The sequence below is a fragment of the Methanofollis sp. W23 genome, from assembly GCF_017875325.1.
GTDB lineage: Archaea > Halobacteriota > Methanomicrobia > Methanomicrobiales > Methanofollaceae > Methanofollis.
In genome coordinates, this window is record NZ_JAGGMN010000001.1 from 677002 (window position 1) to 699747 (window position 22746).

Here is a 22746-nt window from a genome sequence, read left to right on the forward strand (position 1 = left end):
GGAGACCTTGCCCTCAGTGGGAGGTGTCGGCCGCTCCGGGCACGGCCGTTCCTTCCTCCGCACTGCCTGTCAGGACCTCGTCTCCGGCGGGCGGGTCGTCGATGCACCGCCCGCAGTGAGGGCAGATGCGCTTCTTCTCGTGGCGGCCCCTGATCTCGTCCCCGAAGGCCGAGGCAAGGATCCCGGCAGGGAGGGCGAACATCCCGATCCCGAGGATCGCGATGAACCCGCCCAGGAGTTTGCCGAGCGGAGTGACCGGGTAGACGTCGCCGTAGCCGACGGTGGTGAGCGTCGCCACCGCCCACCACATCGCCATCGGGATGCTGGAGAAGGCCTCGGGCTGGGCGGTGTGCTCGACAAAATACATCACCGTCGAGGTGAGGATGAGGAGGACGAGAAGGACGAACCCGACCACGACAAGCGCCTCCTTCTCCGCCTTGATGACCCGCTCCAGCATCCTGAGTGCCTCAGAATAACGGTAGAGTTTGAAGAGCCGGAAGATCCTGACCAGGCGCAGCATCCGCAGGATCCTGAGGTCGAGGGGGAGGACCATCGGGAGATAGAAGGGCATGATGGCGACGAGGTCGATGAGCGCAAGGGGCGACGTGGCAAAACGCACCCTGCCCCCCGGGCCTGCAAACCTGGGGTTGCACGGCGCCGTCCAGAGACGGAGGGCGTACTCGACCGTGAAGATCGCGACCGAGACGACCTCGAACCAGTCGAAGAGGGACTGGTAGGCCTGGTACAGGGACGCGTCCGTCGCCAGCACGACTGCGGTCACGTTGGCGACGATGAGGGCGATGATAAAGACGTTGAGCACCTCACCGATCATCCCCCCTTCGTCTGTTCCTTCGAGGACGTTATAGACCCGGTACCTGAACATAGTCTGCAGTACCAATCCATGCTCATCAAAAAAGGAATTTGCGATCTCGACCTGATGGGGGGTCTCTCTTCTCTTCTCTCCCTGCGGCGTATCCTGGCATTTTCTCGAAGACCGGCCCCGGAAAACGACTCACCTTTTTTCTGGAGAGAATCCCAAAACCCTCCGAGCCTCCCCCTCCCCCTCCCGGAAGAGAGCAGTAGAGATGGTGGAGACCTCCTCCCCTTTTCGCTGCGCACCCGTGCATTCATCCCTTCTCACGCCCCCGCACCGGTGGAGAAGAGGGGTTCGAATTTCTGGCTCCGTAGAATCTGGCATGAACCCCCGGTTCACGCATACGGGATGAAAATTTCCTGTCACGTGGTCTCTCTTTTTCAAGACTGAAGAGCAGGCGAGGATCGTGTTCACTCGCCACCCCCGCCTCTCTTCGTCGTGGGGGGTCAGGCGCGAGACGGCGGGGAAGACTCTACAGTCGGGGCGGCACGTCGGATCATCATGCCTTCCCATACCTTCACGCCAGGGGCGCGGCACCCCCATAGGCGGGGAAGGCAGAATCGATGACCGTGAAGAGCGAGTGCCGTCCTCAACTCAATCGTGTGGTGGGGGATCGCGTCCCCTCTTCATGGTCTTCGCTCTGCTTTTCTGATCCAGGGGTCAGGGCGAGAGAAGGTGTGCAGGGCGGGTCCGGACCTTGCTGTCTCCTGAATATGGATTGGAGATCTGGAAATGCTTTGTCTATGGAGGGACCCACGCCAACGTATATATAAGATGTCGGGCAGGAGGCACCCATTGCACCATGGCCTCCAGGCTCGCACGTCTGAGGAGAGGGGCAGTGAAAAAGGAGGGGGGGACGATTCTCAGGACCGCCAGGGATGAAGAGCAGAATTCGACCCCTCCGTGGGGAGACCGACAATGAATAGACTCTATGAGATAGCCCCCCCTCGCGGGGTGGGGGGATGAGCCTCAGATACGCATGCGTCCTCCTGCTGATCATCTGCACCCCTGCGGCGGCGGCGCCCGTTCCTGTCCAGTTGACCGACGACTCGAAATGCTATGCATTTCCATTCTGGTCGCCTGACGGAACCTGCCTTGCATTTTTCTCGGTCGAAGACGACCGCATCGGTATCTGGACGATGAACCATGACGGGGAGGAGATGAGGGCGTTGACAGAGAACGGTGCATGTGAGTTCGCCTGTTCAGACCCCTGGTCCCCGGACGGGAGGCACCTCCTCTTTGTCTCTGTCCATGACGGGAAGACTGACCTCTGGACGATGCGCCCTGACGGGAGCGAACGGGCGCGGCTGACAGACGATGGCCTGGTCGCCCCTGGCCAACCCTCGTCGGGTTACGGGGGGGTGTGGAGCGCAGACGGGGACGCGATCGTCTATACTTCCTGCCTCTACGACAATTCGGGCTTCTGGGAAGTCTTCCAGGCGTCTCTTGCCGGAGAGGCGAATGGGTCTGTGGTCGCAGACGCCGTCCTGGAAGTCAGATATGACGCCGACCTCTGGATCATGGACGCAGACGGGGGCAACAAGAGGGCGCTGACCACCGGCGGCGATGCTTCCTCGCCGCGGTGGCAACCTCATGGCGATAAAATCGCATATCTCTCAAACCGGTCAGGGACAAGAGAGATCTGGACGGTCGAGCGCGACGGGACTGGAGACCACCAGGTGACATTCACCGGGAACCATGTCTGTGACTATGCCTGGTCGCCTGGCGGGACCGCGATCGCCTATGCCGCCTATCTCCCTGGGCCTGACCTGGAGTGCCCCCTCTCTCTCGTCGATCTTGAGGAGAACAGCACCATCAGGCTGACGTCGGGACACTGGGACCAGTCCCCGGTCTGGTCGCCTGACGGCACCTGGATCGCTTTCACCTCGGTGACGCGAGACCCTCCCGCGCTCTGGGTAACGGAGCACGACGGGTCAGACCCCGTCCCGCTTGCGTCCGGCGCCGCCCTCTCCTTGATGTGGCCGCAGTGGTCGCCTGACGGGGCGAGGGTCGTCTTTAGCACTATAGACGATCTCTATGCGGTCGTGGACAAGGACCCCTCCCCCTCGCCGGAGGAAGAGGACGCGGCGCCTCTCCTTGGAGGGCGGCAGGTGGAGGTGCTGAAGGTGACGGCCGGGCTCTCGCTGATCATCGTCGGCATTGCTTTTTTCAGGAGACGGTGACGGTTCCGCAGTTTGAGGCCGCCGGTCTGGTCGGCGTGCCTCCCTCTCCAATCGTCCTTGCCGGGCCCAGACAGGGGCGGGCGGGCGCGAGGACCAGGGGAGGTGATAATAAAGGGCCCCGGAGAAACCTTCTGGATCTCTCTGGGGCCGCGCCCCAGGTGTGACTGTGTGGGAAGGTGATTGAGTCTCCCTTGCACTGAGAGGAAGTGAGGGTTTCTACAAAGCCGAAAAAAAGAGAGGGCTCAGCCTCTCGTCTCTCTTCCCTTGAACATATATGCAAGGTAACTGATGATGACCCCCAGGGAGAGGAGGAGGAGACCGCCGGTGATGAAGAGCAGTCCGACCATTGAATGGCCGATCGGCTGCGGGAGAGGTGCCGTGGCCGCCACGTACCAGGACGCCGACCCAAGGAAGAGGAATGCCCCGCCAAAAGACCCGAAGGTCATCACTGGATGTTTGAAACTGATGTTCCTGATGATGGTGTTGAGGACCCCGAAGCCGTGGGTGACCGGGTGTTTCTTGTGTTTGTTTGGGACGTCGTAGTTCACCGAGATGGGCACTTCATAGATCTTGGCGCCGTTCTCAGAGAGAGTCGAGATCATGTCCGACTCCACGCTGTAGCCCTCTGAGTCCAGGGTGAAGCGCTGGATCGCACTCCGCCCCAGCACCCTGAACCCTGACTGCGAGTCGGTCGTTTTGATGCTGGAGTCCATGTTCGTCATCGTCGTGAGCACCTGCTGGCCGATGCGCCGGTAGAATGGGATGGTGCTCCTGGTATTGTCAAGAAAACGCGACCCGATGACCATGTCGGCGTTTCCCTCTTTGACCGGGGTCAGCAGGCGCGGGATCTCGTCTGGATCATGCTGCCCGTCCCCGTCGAGGAGGACAAGATACTCAAACCCCCGGACCCGTGCATATTCAAGGGCCGTCTTCACCGCCGCGCCTTTTCCGGCATTCTTCTGGTGGGTGATCACGACGGCCCCGGCCTCGTGGGCGATGGCACGCGTGTCGTCGGTCGATCCGTCGTCGATCACCAGCACTTCGTCGACATATCGCCGCGCCTTGAGCACGACGGAACCTACGGAGAGCGCTTCATTATAGCAGGGTATTGCCGCAATTGATCGAGACACTGACCGCTGCTTGACCGAGGGCCCAAATAGAATGGCCTTCTGCTGAGCGGTCCCCTCATTATAGCGATGTACAACCGCCTCTGATTTCACTCTGTCCCCCCCAAAGAAAATTGGTATTCCAGGGAATCTCGCCATGGCGTACAGGCGTCTGGAACACCCCTCCCGGGGTACAACATCACTCCCCGGTCGTTCTCTACGTGAGTCCTAAATGCCGATCAGGTATATATGGTTTTCCCACCCGCCAGAGAGGGGAGGGGGGTTCTGTACTGAAGGACACCTGCTGTAGCCTGATCTGGGGATCTTCCTCTCTGGCAATCTTTGTTCTCGGTATAGCACCGGGCAGAATACCAAAAAGGACCCCCAAATATGAGGTTGTGCGAGAGAGGAGAAATACGGGTTCACGGTCGTCATGCCTCTCCACTCGGGGGGGTGAGGCATCGCCATCTTTTTTATCACAAAGGACTAACATAGAATGGATCTTGCCCCAGTGGCTTAGTGGCATAGCGGCTGACTTGTAATCAGCAGGTCGCGAGTTCAAGTCTCGCCTGGGGCTCTGCCTTTTTCCGGGTTCCCGCCCTTCCACCGTGAGAAGCGTAATTTCCCTCATTGCAATCCGATTTTTGGGTATAGTGTATACCGCCGGCGCGCACCGCTGGCAGGTCGTCCCCCGTGGTCCAGGTCTGCCACCGTGAAAATTAAATCAGATGGTTCCCCAACCATCTCGCTCAGACAGGGGGACCACGATGCCAGACATGGGCAAACCACACTGCGTCAAACGACTGCCGACAAAGATCCTCGTCAAAGACGCCTCGGCAGAAGAGGCAAATGAGTATATCAGGAAACACGTGAAGGAACACTACGAGATCCCGCCCGACTACGAGATCCGCGATATCTGTATCCTTGGGGAGGCCCCGATGCTCATCGGCATCAAAGAGAAGAAGAAAAAGATCCTCTTCACCTTCACCAGGCCCTGTTTCGGGACCGACGTCCTGGAGATGGACACCACCCCTGGAGAGATCGCGACGATCAGGGCAGACCTCAGGAAGGACTGACCCCCTCTTTTTTCTGCCCTCACCTCCTGGTGCGGGTACTTGAAGACCTCTGAGGCGCAAACTCCAGGGAGATGACGCGGATGAACTATCTGGCAGGGATTGTCATGGTCGCGGCCCTGGTCCTCGCCGCGGGATGTGTCGGCGCCGGGACAAAACCGACGGCCGGCGACAATGTTTCTGTCAAGTATACCGGAACCTTTGAGAACGGCACGATTTTTGACAGCAATGTCGGGAAAGAGGCGTTCACGTTCACCATCGGGGAACAGCAGGTGATCCCCGGCTTCGAGAAGGCGGTCCTCGGGCTCTCTGAAGGCGAGTCGGTGACGGTGACGGTCCCTGTGGAGGAGGCGTACGGCGAGTATAACCCCGCGCTTGTCTCTACGGTCAACCGCTCCGAATTCCCTGACGAACTGGCGGTCGTCGGGACGCCGTTCATGATGCCTGGACAGAATGCGATCTTCAGGGTGACCGCCGTGAATGAGACGACCGTTACCATAGACGGGAACCACCCTCTTGCAGGTGAAAATCTCACCTTCAGCATCACTCTCCTCTCGATTCAGGGCCATGGGGACGCCTGAGAGAGAAGAGGCCTGGGAGCGCGATTACCGGCACCGGGGTGCGCTCTGGGGCGGGGCGGTCCATGACCTCCCGCCCCTGGTACCGGGCGCACGCGTGCTTGAACTTGGGTGCGGGAACGGCAAGACGCTCTCCGGGTTGACCGGACATGGGGCGACGGTCGTCGGGCTCGATCTTGCCAGGGGTGCGGTCGCCCTTGCCGCCAGGTCGACGTCTGCGCACCTCGTCGTCGGCGACGCCCGCCGTCTCCCTTTCCCGGCGGGGTCCTTCGACACGGTCTGCGCCTTCCACCTGATCGGCCACCTTATGAGAGACGACCGGGAGGAGGCCGCCATGGAATGCACCCGGGTGCTGAAGGAGGGGGGGCGCCTCTATTTTAAGGAGTTCTCGGTCATGGACATGCGGGCGGGAAAAGGGGAGGAGGTCGAGCCCTGGACCTTCCGGCGGGGTGAGGGGGTCCTCACCCATTATTTCACCGAGGAAGAAGGCACCGCTCTCTTCCCGTCTCTTGCTCCCTGCACGGTGACGACCAGGAGGTGGGCGCTCAGGGTGCGGGGCGTGGACCACCCTCGTGCAGAGATCGCGGCGGTCTTTGAGAGACGGCCGCACCCGTAATGTTTCATGCCAGGAGCATAGTCCCTGGCCCTGAGACGTGTGAATACTCTTGCCCGGGGGTGGCATTTCCCACGATGAATCTCCATAATGATTTGAATTCACGGTTCTGTAGAATCAGGCATGAACCCTGGACTCAGGCATATAGGGAGCATATCCCAGAACTCTCTTTGGGTGAACATCCCCTCGAACCGAGGTGCTTCCTTCCAAGAATTCTGAACCCTATCCTCGGCCTGGGGGGTGTCTGCCGACCCCCCGCCGATGAAGAGTGGCGTGGGATCGCAGCCCCTCTTCATGGCGTCTCGCTGCCTTCCCGCCCCTCTCCCCATCCCGCGGGGGTCCGGGGGCAGCGCCCCCGGCGCGGTGATGTGGGGAGGCGATGCATGCATGGATGCGCGATGAAGAAGCAGGAATCTCTCCATGATCATCTATCACTCTCATCGGTGAGGAAGAGGGCTGGAGAGTTTTGGGATGACTTCAGGATGAAAATGATCGTGAGTCTTTGGATCATGCACTGATCTCTGTCCCTCCTTCTTGGCACGACACCACGCACGAGACGGCGATGAAGATCTTGCGATTGAGGGCGGCACGTCTGATCATCATGCCTTCTCCACATCCTCGTGTCAGGGGACTTCGCACCCGGATCCCCTGGATGATGATAGGGTCTGGAAGGCAGAATAGATGGCCATGAAGGGGGAGCTTCCGTCCTCGACCAATCGCGTGGTCGAGAGTTCGGGGGGGTCGGCCAAGCCCCCCGCTGGAGAGATTCATCAAGAGGATTTCTCCAGAACCGAAAAATCCTGTATATGCGGCATATCTCCAGAACACGCAGAAAAAAATGTACTTATATCTTCAGGGAAAAGACAGAAGATCTGTGAAGAAGAATGCCCTAGACTCCTTGGTCAGTGAAGCCCCAAGGGATGTCGACCTGGCGACGGTCGCCCGGGGACAGACCTGATGAATCCCCAGGTCGAGGACTTCATCATCCTCTTCCAGATGATCTGCGTCATCATCGTCGCCGCCTACTTCATCACCAGGACACCGACCTTCACCGCCGCCCTCGAACACCGCCTCACCCCGAAGGGGTCTGTCGCCCTGGTCCTCTTTTTCGGTGCCCTCTCCATCTACGGCACCCTGAGCGGCGTCGAGGTGCTCGGCGCACCGGTCAATGTGAGAGACCTCGGGCCGATGGTCGCCGGGGTCTTCTGCGGCCCCCTCGTCGGGGTCGGGGCCGGATTGATCGGCGGCGGGTTCAGGCTCGGGATGGGTGGGTTCACCGCCGTCCCGTGCGCCCTCTCCACCGTGCTTGCCGGGCTCCTCGGCGGGGTCGTGTACCTCCTCCTCAGGCGCGCCGATACCCCCGTGCCCCGCGTCGGAGCCGTCGTCGGGTTTGCCGTCGGCATGGAGGCGTTGCACATGGGACTCGTCCTCCTCGCCTGCCCGCCCTTCGAGGAGGCCTGGGCCCTGGTACGTCAGGTCTCGGTCCCGATGGTCCTGGCCAACGCAGCCGGGATGTTCGTTTTCGCCTTCATCATCGCCAACCTGGTTGCCGAACGGCGGACGCAGACCGAACGCGACGCCTACCAGGAAGAACTCAGGGTGAAGAAGGCCGAGTTGAAGGTCGCCGCCGAGATCCAGCAGACCTTTCTTCCCAGGAGCATCCCGACGATGCAGGGGTTCGACCTTGCCGCCGTGAGTTGTCCTGCCCGCGAGGTGGGCGGCGACTTCTACGACGCCATCCGTCTCCAGGAGGGGAAGACCGGGCTGGTCATCGCCGACGTCTCAGGCAAGAGCGTGCCGGCGGCGATCTTCATGGCCCTCTCCAGGACGATCATCAGGGCGATGGCACTCCGCCACCCCGACGTCAGTCTCGCCCTTGAGGACGCCAACGCCATGCTCCTCGAAGAGTCGGATACCGGGATGTTTGTCACCCTCTTCTACGGTGTTCTCGACGAGGAGACCAGGACGCTCACCTATGCCAATGCCGGCCACAACTCCCCGCTCCTCCTGCGTCGCGGCACCGACGAGTTCGTCTCCCTGGCCCCGACCGGGGTGGCGCTCGGCGCCGCGGAGGAGATGGAGTACGGCGCCGGCGAAGTGCGGGTGGAGGCCGGCGACCTCCTGGTCATGTTCACCGACGGGGTGACCGAGGCCTTCGGCCCTGGGGGCGAGGGCTTCGGGAACAGGCGCCTGGAAGAGACGGTCCGGGCCGCAAGGGGGCTCCCCGCCATGGGAGTGATCAGGGCGATCAGGGAGGCGGTTCTGGGCTTTACCGGCGAAGGGCCGCAGGACGACGATGTCACCGTGATGGTGCTGAAAGGAGAGTGAGCGATGGTCGAACCTATCACCGTGAGTGCCGAGTTGTCGTCCCTTCCAGAGGTGCTTGCCCATGTCACCGGCGCTCTCAGGACCCTCGGCCTCCCTTCGAAGGCGGTGCAGGAGATGGAACTTGCCGTCGACGAGGCGGTGACGAACATCGTCCTCCACGGGTATGCCGGGAGTGAGGGGTGGGTGAGGCTCTCGTGCGCGCGAACCGGCGAGGGCGTGGCGGTGGTGATCGAGGACGCCGCCCCGCCCTTCGACCCGACCGCCGTCCCGTCGCCCGACCTTGAAGGGGAGATGGACGAACGGGCGATCGGCGGGCTTGGCGTTCATTTTATCCGTGAGATGACCGATGAGATGAGATATGAGTACAGGGACGGGGTGAATGTCCTGAAACTTTTCAAACACGTCTGAGGTGAGTACAATGGAGATGAGATCTGCACGCGAGGGCGCCCTCCTTACCGTCATGGTGAGCGGGCGACTTGACGGATATGCGGCTGAAGAACTGAAGGAGGGGATCGACGGCGCCCTCCAGGACGACGACAGGGCAGTGGTCGTCGACCTCGCCAGGACCGAGTACCTGAGCAGTGCCGGTATCAGGGTCTTTCTTTCCCTCCAGAGGAGAATGAAGGCGCGGGGAGGGTGCATGTCCCTCTGCAATGTGGAACACTATCCGATGGAGGTGCTCTCGATGGCCGGGTTCGACCGCGTCTTCTCGATTGTCGGGTCACGGGAGGAGGCGAGGAGGATGTGTCTGCGAGAGGAGGACACCCTCTCGCTCATCGCCGACCTGGAGCAACCCGCGGTGGAGATCGACGGGATGAAGTTCAGGTTCGAACCAGGGACGCATGCCGCCGCTCATCTCAGGGTGCACGGGAACCCCCACGCCCCCCATACTGGCGACGAGGTGCGGGCCGTCCCGCTCTCTGAACTGAACTATGCCCTCGGGGTCGGGGCGCTCGGGGGCAGCAGGGACGAGGCGGCCGGGCATCTTGGGGAGATGGTCGCCCTGCGTGGGGCGATGGCCTGGGTGCCGGGCGATGGTCATGGCGCCCCCGACTACCTGGTGCCGGCGACCCCTGGCGAGGGGGTGGCATATACCGCCTTCGACCTGGCGCTCGACGGACCGTTTCATGAGGTGGCGTCGGTCGAGGCGGGTCCACAGGAGAGTTTCACTCTTGCGGCACTCTACCGTGCCCTCCTCGCCCTGGCGCAGAGGCGCCGGCCCGGGTTTGAAGGCGTCGTGGCGACCGCTCTCTGGGGCGTGACCGCCGGGGTGCCCGGTGCGGGAGGAGCGTTCCGTCACCATGGCGACACCCTCCTCTCCTTCGGGATCGCGGCCGAGCGTGCTGCGGTCGGGGAGGAGTTCGCCGCCCTCTGCCAGGCACGCCCTGGCGAGTCCGCGGAAGAAGGGCTCTGCCACTATGCCCATGGGGCGGTCGTGCGGGGCGTCCCCTGGGACCAGGGCGCCAGCCTGGAAAAGGGGATAGACCGGTGTTTTGCCGAGGGGGACGTCGTGGACGTCTGCCGCCTCCTGGGTACGACGCGGCTGCGGCGGGCAAAGGTGGGAGTGGCGTACGTCACGCAGGTCAGGCGTGCGTGAGAGGCAGAGGACGCCGCCGCCTTCGAGGGGAATGCCCCCCGGAGACCTGCAATACTTTCCATCTGGGATGCGTGAACCCTGGTTTCATCCGCGAATCTCGATGAACGATGGTGGAGAACTCTGCCATTCTACATGACACATCCACGCATTCGTTGCCTTCCCACCTCTTCGTGCCAGGGGCGCTGCCCCCGGACCCCCGGGATTATGATAGGGCCAGGGAAGGCATATTCGACCTCCCTAAAGAAAGATTGCCGTCCACGACCTATCGTGTGGCGGGGTATCGTGTGGCGGTCAAGCCCCCCGCCAGAGAGAGATCCGGAGGGTTTCTACAGAGCCAGAATTTCAGAAAGGGAGCACTTCAGTTTGAGGGGATCTTCACCCGAAGAGATTTATGAGATATGTTCCGCGCTAAAGAATGAGCACCGACCTTGAGACACCCCTCTTGAGGCCCCTCTTCTCCTCGGAGATCAGAGATCTTCTCATGCTCCCTGCCGTCCGTCGCACCCGCCACACAGGTGGTCGAGAACGGCAACGTCCTCGTCATGGCTGAATCGTATGCCTTCCCGGCCCCATCATCATCATCATCTCGGGGGTGCGGGCGGCACTCGAAGATCAAAAATTTTCTCAACTCCTTCCGGTCGTCCCCCCTGACCCCCCATGACGAGAATTGAACTTGGTCTTCACTGATTTTCCAGTCTTGAAAAAAAAGAACGCACGCGACGAGAAATGTTCATCCCCTATGCGTGAGGCGAGACCTCGCTTTATGCTGGATTCTACAGATCCCGCATCTCCCTCCCTCTCCCCACCGCATCCATCACGAGTCCTCGACCAGGTGCCCCTGGAGCCACATGACCCCGGAGATGGCATCGCCGACGGCCGGGACATACCCGCCGGTGACGTGCTCGGCGGCATAGAGGGTGATCTCTGCGTCGTCCTGCCCTTCCCTGTCCCTTGGCCTGAAGAGGGGGGCGGTGATCTGGTAGACCCTCCTCGTCCCGAAGGTGACCTCTCTGACCTCTTTGATGTGGGTCTGGAAGACGAAGTCGTCGACATCCCCGCCCTGGAAGGGAAAGTATCCCGCCATATGCTCCAGAGAAAATTCTTTCCCGTCAGGCCCGGTCACGGTCCCTGGGTCCGTTCTCCTGAGCCTGTAGGCAAGGGCGGCGAGAGAGAAGCGGTATCTTCCGCCGGTCTCGTATCGCTCCTTGTGCATGAAATACAGGGTGTCGAAGAAGGCGATCCATGCCCCCGCAAGGCGGCCCCTCACCTGGCCCTCGACCCTGCTCCTCCACTCCTCGACCCTGTCGACCTCGACCTCGTGGACGCTCCCCCTGGCGAGGTACGGGTACCCGGTGCAGAGTTCCTGGTCGACGACGACCGAGCAGGTCTTCAGGACCTCGCCCCCTGACAACGCCGCAAGGACTGTCCTACGTCTCTCGATCATCTTCAGGTGCCCTGCATGTTCCAGCGCGCCGACGACCGCGGCCTGGACCTCGCCCTCAGTCCTGACGAGAGCATTCCAGTGACTCCCATGGCAACCGATTTTTTCTGGTTTTTTCTTCTCTTCAGATTCGTGATCAGGTGTATCAGGGAGTATCATGGCAGTTCCTCGGATCTAGGGGGGATATGATGGGGTGCATATCTGCGCTGAGATATAGTCATCTCCGCATATAGAGGTTGTGATAATTGGGTCCCCTAAAAAACTCGTTAATATTCTAAAATGTACATGATCTGAGATTTACTCCCCGAGGTCGTCCCGATATTTTTAGATCCCTCCCCCTTTCGAGAGAGAGAGGGGGATGTCGGAGAAATCTCCGCCATTTCGTCGTGCACAGATGTAGCCCTCACCGTCTCCTCTCTAACCTCCCCACGTATTCGCGCCGCGGGTGAGTGCCGCCCTGAACCCCCTGGACGGCGATGGGGGCAGGAAGGCACACAAAATAACCATGACGAGGGGATTGCCGTCCTCTGCCTATCCTCGCGCGGGGGAACGAGCGGAAAGAGTCGAGAAGATCTCTGATCGTCGAGTGGCACGCCCTGCGCAGAGATGACCATCAGGAGAATTTCTACAAAATCAAAAAAAGGAGTTACTTCGGGATCAGCACCGAGTCGATGACATGGCAGACACCATTTGAACAGACGATGTCTGGCTGGATGACGCTGACACCGTTGATGCGGACGCCGCGGGTGGTGTCGATCTCGAGGTCTGAGCCCTGCAACGACGTGATCGAGCGCATCTTCACGATGTCGTCGGCCATGTGCGTGCCAGAGACCACATGATATTTCAGGACCTCAGCAAGCTGGCTCGGGTTCTCCATCAAGTGGTCGATCGTCTCCTTCGGGATCTTGGCGAAGGCGGCGTCGTTGGGTGCGAAGACCGTGAACGGTCCTGGGCTGCTGAGCGTCTCGACCAGGCCCGCGGCCTTCACTGCCGCGACCAGGGTGTTGAACTGCCCGGCCTCGATCGCGGTCTCCACGATATTTTTCTGTGCTTGAACTGCTCTCTGCTGCATCTCTCATCCCCTCCACGGGATTGCCCCCATAGAATCTCGTCATATTTAACAGATCCGGCCGAAAACCCGGTCCGTTGCCAGCGCGAACGGGTGGGCGTCGGGACGCTCTGTCCCGCCCGGACACCAGGTCCATGTTCGAGCGGTCATGCGGCCATGGTGCCACGCGGCGCCCGGATAACGGCGACTTCAAAGAGTGGGGGAGACGGATGAAGGTCGCAGGGATGGGGCGGCATGGCCCAGATCCTGATCTCTCCTCTCCTTTCCGGCCCCGTAATGCCCCCTCATGGCCAGGGACGCACGGGACCCACAATATCATGGCACGAATAATCCCTGCCAATAGGCACACGGATGCAGGACTCCGTGTGGTGCCATTCCTGAAATGATGAAGACGAAGATCATAGGAGTCGGCATCGCCGTCCAGGCGCTGGCGGAGATCTACGCGATCGGCGTCGTCTTCCCTGGCGGTGACGACCCCGCACCCTTCGTGACAGGTTATTCCCCGACGGCTCGGCGCGAGAGATCACCATTGAAGAGGCGCTGCTCTTCCTGGACCGCGAGGAGAACCCGGAGATGGTCATCACCCCCTCGCAGAACAGGTCGGGGGTCTGGGACTCGTCGCGTCTTCGTACAAGACTTGCGGCTCAGGCCGTGCCCGTCCTTGTCGAGGGGGGGCGGAACGGCGCCCTGGCCAACCTTATCTCTGCTCCAGTCGACTTCCCCTCGGTGCCCGAGACCGTCCCCCTCTACCGGTTGAAATCACCCGAGATCGCGACGGCGTACCTGGAGGAGAAGGGGTTGATGCCCGCAGAGGCGGTCGAGGAGGGGAAGGCCTTCGGGGTACCGCTCTTCCCTCAGACCTGCGGGGGAGGGCTTCACCTGGTATAACTATGATCGGGCAGATCATTCAGAACAATTCAGACAGATGAAACGCCCTTGTGATACAATCATACCAATCTAAAAAAAGATAAGATTAAATAATGCACCTCCTGAATTATATCACATAGAGTTGATATACCGTGTCACGACACACCATTCTGTATCTCTGCATATCGGCAGCCCTTCTGGCATGCCTCTGCATTGCAGGCTGTACCGGAACCCAGCAAGGCGGCGCCACCGTCCAGGACGGTTCTGACGACGCGGAAACCGTCACCATCACCGACGGCGCTGGCCGCGAGGTGACCGTCCCCGCCACTGTCGAGCATGTCGCCTGTTCAGGTTCTGGGTGCCTGCGCTACCTCACCTACCTCGACGCCCAGGACCGGATCGTCGGCGTCGACGACATCGAACAGCGTGAAGAGCCCATGGACGCCCGCCCGTACTTCCTTGCCAACCCCCAGTTCAAGGACTACCCCCTCATCGGTGAGTTCAGGGGCCACGACGACCCCGAGAAGATCCTCGCCCTCCAACCGGACGTAATCTTCAAGACCATGGCCACCTCAGGCTACGACCCCGACGAACTCCAGCAGAAGACCGGGATCCCTGTCGTCGTCCTCAACTACGGCGACCTGAGCTTCCAGAGAGCCCACTTCTACCAGTCGCTGCGGACGATGGGCCAGGTACTCGGCACCGACGAGCGTGCCGAAGAGGTGATCGCCTTCTTCGACGAGCGGATCGCCGACCTGGATGCCAGGACCAAGGACGTTCCCGAAAGTGAGAAGACCAGCGCCTATGTCGGTGGGATCGCCTACCGCGGCCCGCACGGGCTCCAGTCCACCGAGACATCCTACCCGCCCTTCATCTTCGTGAACGCCGTCAACGTCGCCTACGACACCTCGAAGGCCCCTGAAGAGCAGCTCCAGACCGGCACGCCGGTCGCAAAGGAGAAGATCCTTGAGTGGAACCCCGACGTCATCTTCGTCGACCTTTCAAGCCTCCAGCTCACCGACGGCTCCAGCGCCATCGACGAACTGAAGAACGACCCCTCGTACGCCGGGCTCACGGCAAAGAAGAACGGCGAGGTCTACGGAGTCCTCCCGTACAACTGGTACAACCAGAACCAGGGCTCCATCCTGGCCGACGCCTACTATGTCGGCAAGGTGCTGTACCCCGACCAGTTCGCCGACATCGACCCGGCCGCCGAGGCCGACGAGATCTACACCTTCCTGGTGAAGAAACCGGTCTTTGGCGAGATGAACAAAGGCTTCCAGGACCTTGCATTCACGAAACTGAATATCTGAACCGAGAGGAGAGAGGTGACGGATGCATCTTGCTGACGGGGAGGTTCCCCAGGAATATCTCCATTACACCGGCCGGAAGATCTCGGCCATCCTCGGAGGAGTGATCCTCCTCATCCTCCTTCTCATCCTCTCCATCTCGGTGGGCGCAGTCTGGATCCCGCCGACCGAGGTGGCGACCGCCCTTGTCTCCGGGCTGATCGAACGGGTCAGCGGCCTCCTCAACCTCTCGTTCCCGAACCCCCTCGCCGGCCAGGTCACCCAGATGAACGACTCGATCATCTGGAACATCAGGCTCCCCCAGGCTCTGGCAGGGATCGCGGCCGGGCTCGGGCTCTCGGTCGCCGGCGTGGCCATGCAGTCGATCCTCAGGAACCCGCTCGGCTCGCCCTACACCCTCGGGATCTCCAATGCCGCCGCCTTTGGGGCGGCCTTCTCGGTGATGATCCTCGGGGCCGGGACGATGCAGAGCACCGGCACCTCGGTGAACATCTCCAACCCCTACCTCACTACCATCTCGGCCTTCGCCTTCGCCCTCCTCGCCACCCTCGTGATCCTGGCCATCTCCAAGATGCGACGGACCTCGCCAGAGGTGATGGTCCTTGCCGGCGTCGCCCTCGGTTCGCTCTTCACCGCGGGGACGATGTTCCTGCAGTACTTTGCCGACGACAACCAGCTTGCCGCGATGGTCTTCTGGACCTTCGGCGACCTGGGCCGGGCAAGCTGGAACGAACTTCCCATCATCGCCATCCCGGTCATCCTTGCGGCGGTGTACTTCTACTTTAACAGCTGGAACTACAATGCCATCGACGCCGGGGACGAGACCGCCAAGGGGCTCGGCGTCAACGTGGAACGGATCCGGCTCGTCGGGATGCTCCTTGCCTCCATGGTCACCGCCATCGTCGTCGCCTTCCTCGGGGTGATCGGATTTGTCGGGCTGGTCTGCCCGCACATGGTGAGGCGGGTCATCGGCGACGACCACCGGTTCCTCATCCCCGGCGCCTGTGTCGCGGGAGCCGTGCTTCTCCTCGCCGCCGACACCGTGGCCAGGGTCATGCTCGCCCCCCACATCCTGCCGGTGGCGATCCTCACCGCGTTCATGGGCGCTCCGGTCTTCCTGTATCTGCTTGTACGGGGGTATGCACGATGTTGATTGAAGTATCAGATGTCAGGTTCGAGTACAACTCGAGGGCCGTCCTCGAGGACGTGGAGTTCTCAGTCGAGATCGGACAGATCGTCTCGATCATGGGCCCTAACGGCGTCGGGAAGACAACGTTGCTCAAGTGCATGAATGCCATCCTCCGCCCGAAAGCCGGGACAGTGATGGTCGGCGACGACGATGTCCTCGGCCTCGAACAACTCGAGATCGCAAAGCGGATCGGCTACGTCCCGCAGCGGTGCGAGACCGGGCGGCTCACCGCCTTTGATGCGATCCTGCTTGGCCGGCGCCCGTATATCCGCTGGAAGGTGACCGAGCACGACCTCAAACTCGTCGACGCGGCGATCAAGAGGCTCTGCCTCGAAGACCTCTCGCTCAGGTTCATCGACGAGATGAGCGGCGGTGAACTCCAGAAGGTGAGCATCGCACGGGCTCTGGTCCAGGAGCCCAGGGTGCTCCTCCTCGACGAACCCACGAGCAGTCTCGACCTGCGCAACCAGATCGAGATCATGGACACCGTGCGTGAGGCGGTCACCACTCATGACGTCGCCGCGGTCCTCACCATGCACGACCTCAACACCGCCCTGAGATACTCGGACCGCTTTATCTTCCTCAAGGGCGGGACGATCTATGCCGCCGGGGGCCCCGAGATCGTGACCCCCGAGGTCATCGCCGCCGTCTATGGGGTGCCGGTTGAGGTGGAGACCCACCGTGGGTTCCCGCTCGTGATCCCGGCCATCTAAACAGCAACCTTTTTTGCCCGCTCCTCTCATCCAGGAGTATGCCTCAGGAGCGGGCGCAGGCCTACCTCACCCTTGCCGGGCGTTCGGGCTGGGCGCTCCTCAACACCTATCATGCGGTGCTGCGTGAGCGCGGCGCCCGCCCGGCCGAGGTCCATCTCGTCGCCTGGGAGGAGAGCAGGCTCGGCCCGGTGCTGGAAGGGCTCAGGCTGATCTCTGCACGCTATGGGTTCTCCCCCGAGGTCTCGGTCGTCAGGGTGGCCGAAGGGGACTATACCGCCGCTGGCAGGGAGGTGACCGGATTGGTCCGCGCCCTTGTCGCCAGGGGGTTTGAGACCGCCCTCGACATCACGCCAGGACGGAAGGCGGCGATCGTCTCGGTCTGCCTGGACCTTGCCGCCGAAGGGCTTCAGGTCGACCATATCTATTATCTCGGCCTGCCCATCCCCGACCCCCCGGCCAGCCCCTACCTCCTCATCCCCCTCCACATCCAGCCTCTCCGCGACCTCGTCGAGGAGGGGAGCGGATGAGCGAGATGGTGATCACGAGCCAGGAGATCCCGGCCCTCATCAACTTTTTCGGCGGCGAGGTCACTGTCTCGTACCCGATCTACGGGATCCGTCTCCTCGAGGCGCGGCCCAGAGGCACCGGCTACCAGATCTCGATCCTCTCGAACCCCGACGAGTTCTATGCCGCCTCGCTCAGGTTCGGCGAGCACGCGATGGAGATGCCGTTTTTCTCGGACTTCGAGGAGTGTCTGCTTGCAAGCGGGGTCACGACCTATGCGAACATGGAAGAGTTCAGGGAGAAGGCGAAGGTCTACCGCGGGCTGAAGAAAGAGATCTCCTTTGGGCTCGATACCAACCTGATGTACCACCGCTTCTTCACCACGAGCCGCGCTCTCCGTCCCGACGAGGTGATCCTCACGGGGATCGTGCGCCAGGAGATCGAGTACGTGCTCAACCACAAATATTCGGCCCGTTTCATCGCCGAACTGCGGGAGAGCGCGCCCGAGGCCAGTTGGTACATCGCCGAGTTCGAGAACCGCCGGAAGAAGAAGTCGAGAAAGGCAGCGTACCTTGCGATGCCCGAGTACAAGGCCCTCCGCGACCGGGCCCTCCTCCTTGAGGAGGGGGAGAAGGCGGTGCATGCCACCCGCGAGAACGACCAGATGATCGTCGAGGCCCTCCGCCGGTTCGAGGAGAAACGGTTCGGCCTGCCGGTCCTCCTCACTGCGGACGGGGCGATGGCCGATCTCTGCGATGCCGAGGGGGTGGAATATTTTCTCTTCAGGGCCCCGTACCACCCACGACCCCACCATGCCTCGCCAGAGACTTTCTTCAGGCTCATCGCCCATCTCGCCCTCTCCTTCGGGGTCGTCACCATCGATTCGGCCGTGCTCTTCGGCGAGTTCGGAGGCAAGGGCGACGACCCCGATGCCTTCAGGCTAACTTTCATCGGTGATGACCGCTATACCGAGTGCGAGAGGGACATCGAGGTATGCAGGAAACTTTCGGCCCTGGGGATCAGGCGATAAGGCACGTCCTCTTCGACATGGACAACACGCTCTGGGATTTTGTCGGCGCAAAGAGGGAGGCGTGCCGGGCGGTGGTCGAGGACTTTGGGGAGGGCGAGGCCGAAGCGCTCTACCAGTACTTCAGGCGCCCGGGCGTGGGCTACGAGGACCTGCAAAATATCAGGGACTATCTTGCCGGGTTCAGCGCCGAGAGAGAGGCCTATGGCCGCGCCTGCTGGGTCTACGAACACACAAAACTCACCTCGATAAGGCTCTTCGACGGGGTGGAGGAGACGCTTGAGGCCATCGCCGGTGCCGGTCTCACCATGGCCGTCGTCACCGATGCCTATTCCTTCCAGGCGATGGCGCGACTCGAAGAGGTCGGGGTCAGGAACTATTTTTCCTATCTTGTCACTCCTGACCTGACCGGCCGCAAAAAACCCGACCCCACACAGTTTCGGTGCGCCCTTCATGCCCTCTCCGCCGACCCGGCCGAGACGATGGTCGTCGGCGACAGCATCCGCCGCGAGGTCGCCCCCGCCAGGGCACTTGGGATGCAGGCGGCCTATGCGTTGTACGGCGATCACAGCGAGGGGCCTGAACCCATCTGCAGGCCCGACTATGTGCTTGAGGATATCAGGGACCTCCTCCCGGCCCTTGGGATCTGATCGGTCGGTCCGCAAACACGATAAGGTCAGGGACGGCAAATCCCTCTTCGGGATCGTCGGAGATGCTTTCCCAGTCCAATCGTGGTCCTGTGGATCCTGGGGATGCGAGCGTCAGCGAACCTGAGAAGATCTTTGATCTTCGATAGCGCCCCCAACGAGAAACTATGGGAAGTTAGGTGAGTCATGTTCACATGAAGAAGCGGTGAGGGTCCCTACAGGATCGAGATTTTATCACGCTCACTCGCACCCGCCCACACGATACAGTCGGGGACAGCAACCCCCTCTCTGGGATTGTCGGAGATGCCTTCCCGGTCCAATCGTCATCCCTGGGGTCCGGGGGCAGAGCCCCCGGCGCGTATGATAGGGGAAGGCACGTTGATCAGAACGCTCTCCCTTAATTGTAGACATTTCACTTTAATCTCGCGCCGGGGGGAGGCTCCTCGAACTCCCCACAATAAAGATTGGCGGGGGCGGGAAATTGAATGGAATTCTTCCTATTGTCCTCTCGCGAGGAGAGAGAGCAATCGGGCCCTCTCTCCTTCAACATGGAATGGCAGAACCAAAGATCTTGAATAGGAGAGTGAAGGCCTTGAACCCTCATGCCTGGGCGGCCAATGGTCACAGGAACCGCTCGAACCGGTCCTTCTTCGCCCGGCAGATCGGGCAGACCTCGGGGGGGTCGTCTCTCGCACACAGGTAGCCGCAGACCCGGCACCTATGGACCGGGTACTGGAGCGGACCGGCGAGTGGTGCCGTCTGGTCTGCGACACGCTTCGCCGGTCCCCCGGGAGCGCGGCGTTCTGGCACCGGCCCGACCGCCTTCTCCCCGGCGGCGACCGCCCCCGAGACATAGAGGGCACAGTAGCAGGCGTCGTGTTCGGTGAGGTCGGGGTCGCGGTAGTCGCACGGGCAGACGATGTCGAGGTCGGCCTCCTTCTCCCCGGTGCTGAGGCGGCACGGACATGCCGGGTAGCCGTACCGGCGTTCATTGACCAGGAGACCCCTCACCAGTCCCTTCACGAACGCGGCGTCAGGATTGAGATGGTAACCCCCGGCCCCGGCTTCGCGGTCCAGGCGGCGGTACGCCTCCTCGACCTCCGCCTCGCTGACCTCCTCGGTCACACCAGCGCCTCCCTGATCTCGTCCTCCTGGTAGCCCACGATCGTCCTGCCATTGATCACCAGCGTGGGAAACGACCCCATCGGGTTGTAGCGGTTGACCATCTCGGTGTAGACCTTCTCCATCTCCTCCTTAGAGAGACGGTCGACAAAGAGGTAGTCATATTCCACGCCAAGCGATTTAAGAAGGTCTTTGGTCTTTGCACACCACCCGCAGGTGCTCAGGGCATAGAGCATGACCCTCCCCTTGTTCTTGCCATCGACATGTATCAGGTCCATACGATATGCGAGAGTGGCCCCCCTTCTGGATAAGAGTTGTGATCCCGATCAGGCCCAGAACAAAAGGTTGATGCCCGCGGAGGTCGCCCTCTCAGTCGATGAGTCTTGCGCTCCTCGTCGAGGTCTACCGACTTGCTGCAGAGAGCCTGAGCTTTGCAGGGGCACTCGTGATCATCTACGGCGGCATCAGGGCCATCGTGAGGACGCTGCAGAAAGAGGTGCTCAAAAAACCATTCAAGTATCACGACATCAGGCTCGGGTTCACCGCCAAGATTGTCTTCGGCCTCGACTTCCTCATCGCTTCAGACATCCTTCTCACCCTCATCGCTCCGAGCCAGGAGGAACTGCTCATCCTCGGGGCGACGGTCATCATCAGAACGATCCTCGGATATTTTCTTACAAAAGAGGCACAGGAATTTGTGTTCGATTGATCAGGTCTGTGGAGCGGAGTAATATGGCCCCGCTTTGCGGCTTGCTGCCCCAGCCTTTCTTCTCACCGGGGGTTGCACCCCCTGACCCCCGCTCCACCACGATTGGTCGAAGACCGTATGCTCCTCTTCAAGAACGTTGAATGTGCCTTCCCGACTCAATCTTCATCCCTGGGGTCAGGGGGCCGCGCCCCGGGTGAGAAGATAGGGGAAGGTGGGGGAATCGCGCACGTACCCAGAAAAGGGAAGGGTTTCTACAGGGCCGAAATATTAACGGTCTTCGAAGGCCGTGCTCAGTCCATCAACGCCCGAAACCTTCGAACCGAGAGGTCGAGGTACTCCTGCTCCCGCTCGATCCCGAGGAACCGGCGGCCATGCATCACGGCCGCAAGCCCGGTCGTCGAACTCCCGGCAAAGGGATCGAGGACCAGGTCGCCTTCAAGAGAACTCGCCAGCACCACCCGCTCTAAGAGAGCGAGCGGCTTCTGGGTCGGATGCTTGCCCTGCTTCTTCTCTGAGGGCTTGGGGGCCGGGACCGACCAGACCGACCGCATCTGTTTGCCAGGCCTCTTGATGACATCGTACTCCCACTCGCCATACTTCATCTCGTCGTAATTGAACGTATGCCGTCCCTCGCCCTTCTTCGCCCAGATGAGAGTCTCGTGACTTGCGGTGAAGTAGCGGGTACTGAGATTGGGCGGGGCATTGGGTTTGTACCAACAGACATCATTGAGGATCTGGAACCCCAGGACCTGGAGGGCAAACCCGCAGGCATAGATCGAGTGATATGTCCCGCTGATCCAGATCGTCCCCCCGTCCCTGAGCACCCGGCCACAGGCCTCGATCCACCGGCGGTGAAACGCAAAGTCCTCCTCGACCCCTGCGCTCTGGTCCCATGCGCCCTTGTCAACCGGCGCTCTCTTCCCTCCCTGGCAGGTGAACCCGCCATTGGAAAGATTATAAGGAGGATCGGCAAAGATCAGGTCGATTGAGCCTTCTGGGATGGTTTCCATGCACTCGACCGCATCGCCGTGCAGGAGCGTCGCACCGTCGCATGAAAAATAAGGCTCTCTCCGCTTCATTCTTTCTCCGGAATAAATGTCGTTCTCACTCGTGATGACGTTTCCTATTGGTCTCTCTGGCCACAGACCACGATATTCTAATGTAGTTGGCACGACCACCTGTCTGGTAGGATCATGGAGAATCACGTTGTTCAGGATATGATGGGTCTGATGGCCTCAAAGATTGCCTCGATCGCTGACACGATCGCAGACGCCGAAGTCGAGTCTTTCCTCCAGGAACTCCTCTGTGCAAAGAGGATCTATGTGCTTGGGGCGGGACGCTCAGGACTCGTGGCAAAGGCCTTTGCCATGCGGCTGATGCACCTCGGACTGCACTCGTACGTCGTCGGCGAGACTGTCACCCCTGCCATGGGGGAGGGCGATGTCCTGGTCGTCTTCTCAGGCTCAGGCAAGACCAAGACCGTCGCCGAACTTGCCGAGACGGCCAAAGATATCGGCGGCCGTGTCTGCTTGATCACGTCCAACTCGGACTCGCGGATCGGCAAGATCGCCGACTGCACCGTCGAGATCGAGAGCCACCGCGACGAGGTGAAGGACGAGTCGGCCGAGTTCGAGGTCAGGCAGATGATGGGGCAGCACAAGTCTTTCGCGCCCCTTGGCACGATCTTTGAGACGACCTCGATGATCTTTGCAGACGCGATCGTCTCGCGCCTGATGGAGATCACCGAGACCAATGTCGAAGACCTCAAGTGCAGGCACGCCAATATCGAGTGATCG

At 61.2% G+C, this 22746-nt stretch carries 23 protein-coding genes and 1 tRNA gene; 17 read left to right on the top strand and 7 right to left on the bottom strand.

Annotation, left to right across the window (positions count from 1 at the left end; translation table 11 throughout):
• Window positions 1–13: 13 nt before the first annotated feature.
• The gene (locus J2129_RS02835) at window positions 14–898 is read right to left on the bottom strand and encodes an ion transporter (RefSeq protein ID WP_245320566.1); all 885 of its coding nucleotides are present in this window, start codon (window positions 896–898) and stop codon (window positions 14–16) included.
• A 938-nt stretch (window positions 899–1836) separates the two neighbouring features.
• Here J2129_RS02835 and J2129_RS02840 point away from each other — a divergent pair.
• Entirely contained in the window at window positions 1837–3057 is a 1221-nt protein-coding gene (locus J2129_RS02840; protein ID WP_209629335.1) for a PD40 domain-containing protein, read from the top strand.
• Window positions 3058–3299: 242 nt separating this feature from the next.
• On the opposite strand, the gene J2129_RS02845 is transcribed toward J2129_RS02840, so the two are convergent.
• Window positions 3300–4277 (bottom strand): glycosyltransferase family 2 protein, encoded by a 978-nt coding sequence (locus J2129_RS02845; RefSeq protein WP_209629336.1) that lies wholly within the window; start codon window positions 4275–4277, stop codon window positions 3300–3302.
• Window positions 4278–4668: 391 nt separating this feature from the next.
• Here J2129_RS02845 and J2129_RS02850 point away from each other — a divergent pair.
• The 7 genes from J2129_RS02850 to J2129_RS02880 all read left to right on the top strand — a co-directional run bounded on the left by J2129_RS02850 (window position 4669) and on the right by J2129_RS02880 (window position 10352).
• Window positions 4669–4740 (top strand) — tRNA-Thr (locus J2129_RS02850).
• 190 nt (window positions 4741–4930) lie between these two features.
• On the top strand, window positions 4931–5239 hold the full coding sequence (locus tag J2129_RS02855; RefSeq protein WP_209629337.1) for a DUF1894 domain-containing protein: 309 nt from the start codon (window positions 4931–4933) through the stop codon (window positions 5237–5239).
• A gap of 80 nt (window positions 5240–5319) precedes the next feature.
• Window positions 5320–5817 carry a peptidylprolyl isomerase gene (locus J2129_RS02860; protein WP_209629338.1) on the top strand — a complete coding sequence of 166 codons (498 nt, stop codon included), beginning with the start codon at window positions 5320–5322 and terminating at the stop codon, window positions 5815–5817.
• The gene (locus tag J2129_RS02865) at window positions 5804–6430 is read left to right on the top strand and encodes a class I SAM-dependent methyltransferase (RefSeq protein ID WP_209629339.1); all 627 of its coding nucleotides are present in this window, start codon (window positions 5804–5806) and stop codon (window positions 6428–6430) included. Before J2129_RS02860 ends, J2129_RS02865 begins: the two co-directional genes overlap by 14 nt.
• A gap of 954 nt (window positions 6431–7384) precedes the next feature.
• The gene (locus J2129_RS02870) at window positions 7385–8755 is read left to right on the top strand and encodes a SpoIIE family protein phosphatase (protein ID WP_209629340.1); all 1371 of its coding nucleotides are present in this window, start codon (window positions 7385–7387) and stop codon (window positions 8753–8755) included.
• 3 nt (window positions 8756–8758) lie between these two features.
• Entirely contained in the window at window positions 8759–9163 is a 405-nt protein-coding gene (locus tag J2129_RS02875) for an ATP-binding protein (protein ID WP_209629341.1), read from the top strand.
• 10 nt (window positions 9164–9173) lie between these two features.
• Window positions 9174–10352 (top strand): STAS domain-containing protein, encoded by a 1179-nt coding sequence (locus tag J2129_RS02880; RefSeq protein ID WP_209629342.1) that lies wholly within the window; start codon window positions 9174–9176, stop codon window positions 10350–10352.
• An 814-nt stretch (window positions 10353–11166) separates the two neighbouring features.
• On the opposite strand, the gene J2129_RS02885 is transcribed toward J2129_RS02880, so the two are convergent.
• On the bottom strand, window positions 11167–11952 hold the full coding sequence (locus tag J2129_RS02885; protein ID WP_209629343.1) for a hypothetical protein: 786 nt from the start codon (window positions 11950–11952) through the stop codon (window positions 11167–11169).
• Window positions 11953–12439: 487 nt separating this feature from the next.
• The gene (locus J2129_RS02890; protein WP_209629344.1) at window positions 12440–12865 is read right to left on the bottom strand and encodes a fasciclin domain-containing protein; all 426 of its coding nucleotides are present in this window, start codon (window positions 12863–12865) and stop codon (window positions 12440–12442) included.
• Window positions 12866–13435: 570 nt separating this feature from the next.
• On the opposite strand from J2129_RS02890, the gene J2129_RS02895 reads away from it, so the two are divergent.
• The 7 genes from J2129_RS02895 to J2129_RS02925 all read left to right on the top strand — a co-directional run bounded on the left by J2129_RS02895 (window position 13436) and on the right by J2129_RS02925 (window position 19122).
• Complete coding sequence (locus J2129_RS02895) at window positions 13436–13750, top strand: hypothetical protein (protein WP_209629345.1); 315 nt, start codon at window positions 13436–13438, stop codon at window positions 13748–13750.
• A gap of 131 nt (window positions 13751–13881) precedes the next feature.
• On the top strand, window positions 13882–15042 hold the full coding sequence (locus J2129_RS02900; RefSeq protein WP_348632282.1) for an iron ABC transporter substrate-binding protein: 1161 nt from the start codon (window positions 13882–13884) through the stop codon (window positions 15040–15042).
• A 22-nt stretch (window positions 15043–15064) separates the two neighbouring features.
• Complete coding sequence (locus J2129_RS02905; RefSeq protein WP_209629346.1) at window positions 15065–16192, top strand: iron ABC transporter permease; 1128 nt, start codon at window positions 15065–15067, stop codon at window positions 16190–16192.
• The gene (locus J2129_RS02910; RefSeq protein ID WP_209629347.1) at window positions 16186–16941 is read left to right on the top strand and encodes an ABC transporter ATP-binding protein; all 756 of its coding nucleotides are present in this window, start codon (window positions 16186–16188) and stop codon (window positions 16939–16941) included. The genes J2129_RS02905 and J2129_RS02910 overlap by 7 nt, the downstream gene beginning before the upstream one ends.
• A gap of 38 nt (window positions 16942–16979) precedes the next feature.
• A complete protein-coding gene (locus J2129_RS02915) occupies window positions 16980–17468 on the top strand; it encodes a hypothetical protein (RefSeq protein WP_209629348.1) in 489 nt (162 codons plus the stop codon).
• Window positions 17465–18475: a hypothetical protein gene (locus J2129_RS02920; protein ID WP_209629349.1), complete on the top strand. Its 1011-nt coding sequence runs from the start codon at window positions 17465–17467 to the stop codon at window positions 18473–18475. Before J2129_RS02915 ends, J2129_RS02920 begins: the two co-directional genes overlap by 4 nt.
• A complete protein-coding gene (locus J2129_RS02925; RefSeq protein WP_209629350.1) occupies window positions 18439–19122 on the top strand; it encodes an HAD family hydrolase in 684 nt (227 codons plus the stop codon). The genes J2129_RS02920 and J2129_RS02925 overlap by 37 nt, the downstream gene beginning before the upstream one ends.
• A gap of 618 nt (window positions 19123–19740) precedes the next feature.
• On the opposite strand, the gene J2129_RS02930 is transcribed toward J2129_RS02925, so the two are convergent.
• Together J2129_RS02930 and J2129_RS02935 are read right to left on the bottom strand one after the other, a co-directional pair.
• A complete protein-coding gene (locus J2129_RS02930) occupies window positions 19741–20244 on the bottom strand; it encodes a ferredoxin-thioredoxin reductase catalytic domain-containing protein (protein ID WP_209629351.1) in 504 nt (167 codons plus the stop codon).
• On the bottom strand, window positions 20241–20519 hold the full coding sequence (locus tag J2129_RS02935) for a glutaredoxin family protein (protein WP_209629352.1): 279 nt from the start codon (window positions 20517–20519) through the stop codon (window positions 20241–20243). The genes J2129_RS02930 and J2129_RS02935 overlap by 4 nt, the downstream gene beginning before the upstream one ends.
• Window positions 20520–20617: 98 nt before the next feature.
• Here J2129_RS02935 and J2129_RS02940 point away from each other — a divergent pair, with 98 nt between their 5' ends.
• A complete protein-coding gene (locus J2129_RS02940) occupies window positions 20618–20950 on the top strand; it encodes a DUF1622 domain-containing protein (RefSeq protein WP_209629353.1) in 333 nt (110 codons plus the stop codon).
• 290 nt (window positions 20951–21240) lie between these two features.
• Here the strand turns inward: J2129_RS02940 and J2129_RS02945 are convergent, their stop codons facing one another.
• A complete protein-coding gene (locus J2129_RS02945; RefSeq protein WP_209629354.1) occupies window positions 21241–22029 on the bottom strand; it encodes a site-specific DNA-methyltransferase in 789 nt (262 codons plus the stop codon).
• A gap of 114 nt (window positions 22030–22143) precedes the next feature.
• Between J2129_RS02945 and hxlB the strand changes: the two genes are divergently transcribed.
• The gene (hxlB, locus tag J2129_RS02950) at window positions 22144–22743 is read left to right on the top strand and encodes a 6-phospho-3-hexuloisomerase (protein ID WP_209629355.1); all 600 of its coding nucleotides are present in this window, start codon (window positions 22144–22146) and stop codon (window positions 22741–22743) included.
• The last annotated feature ends 3 nt before the right edge of the window (window positions 22744–22746 follow it).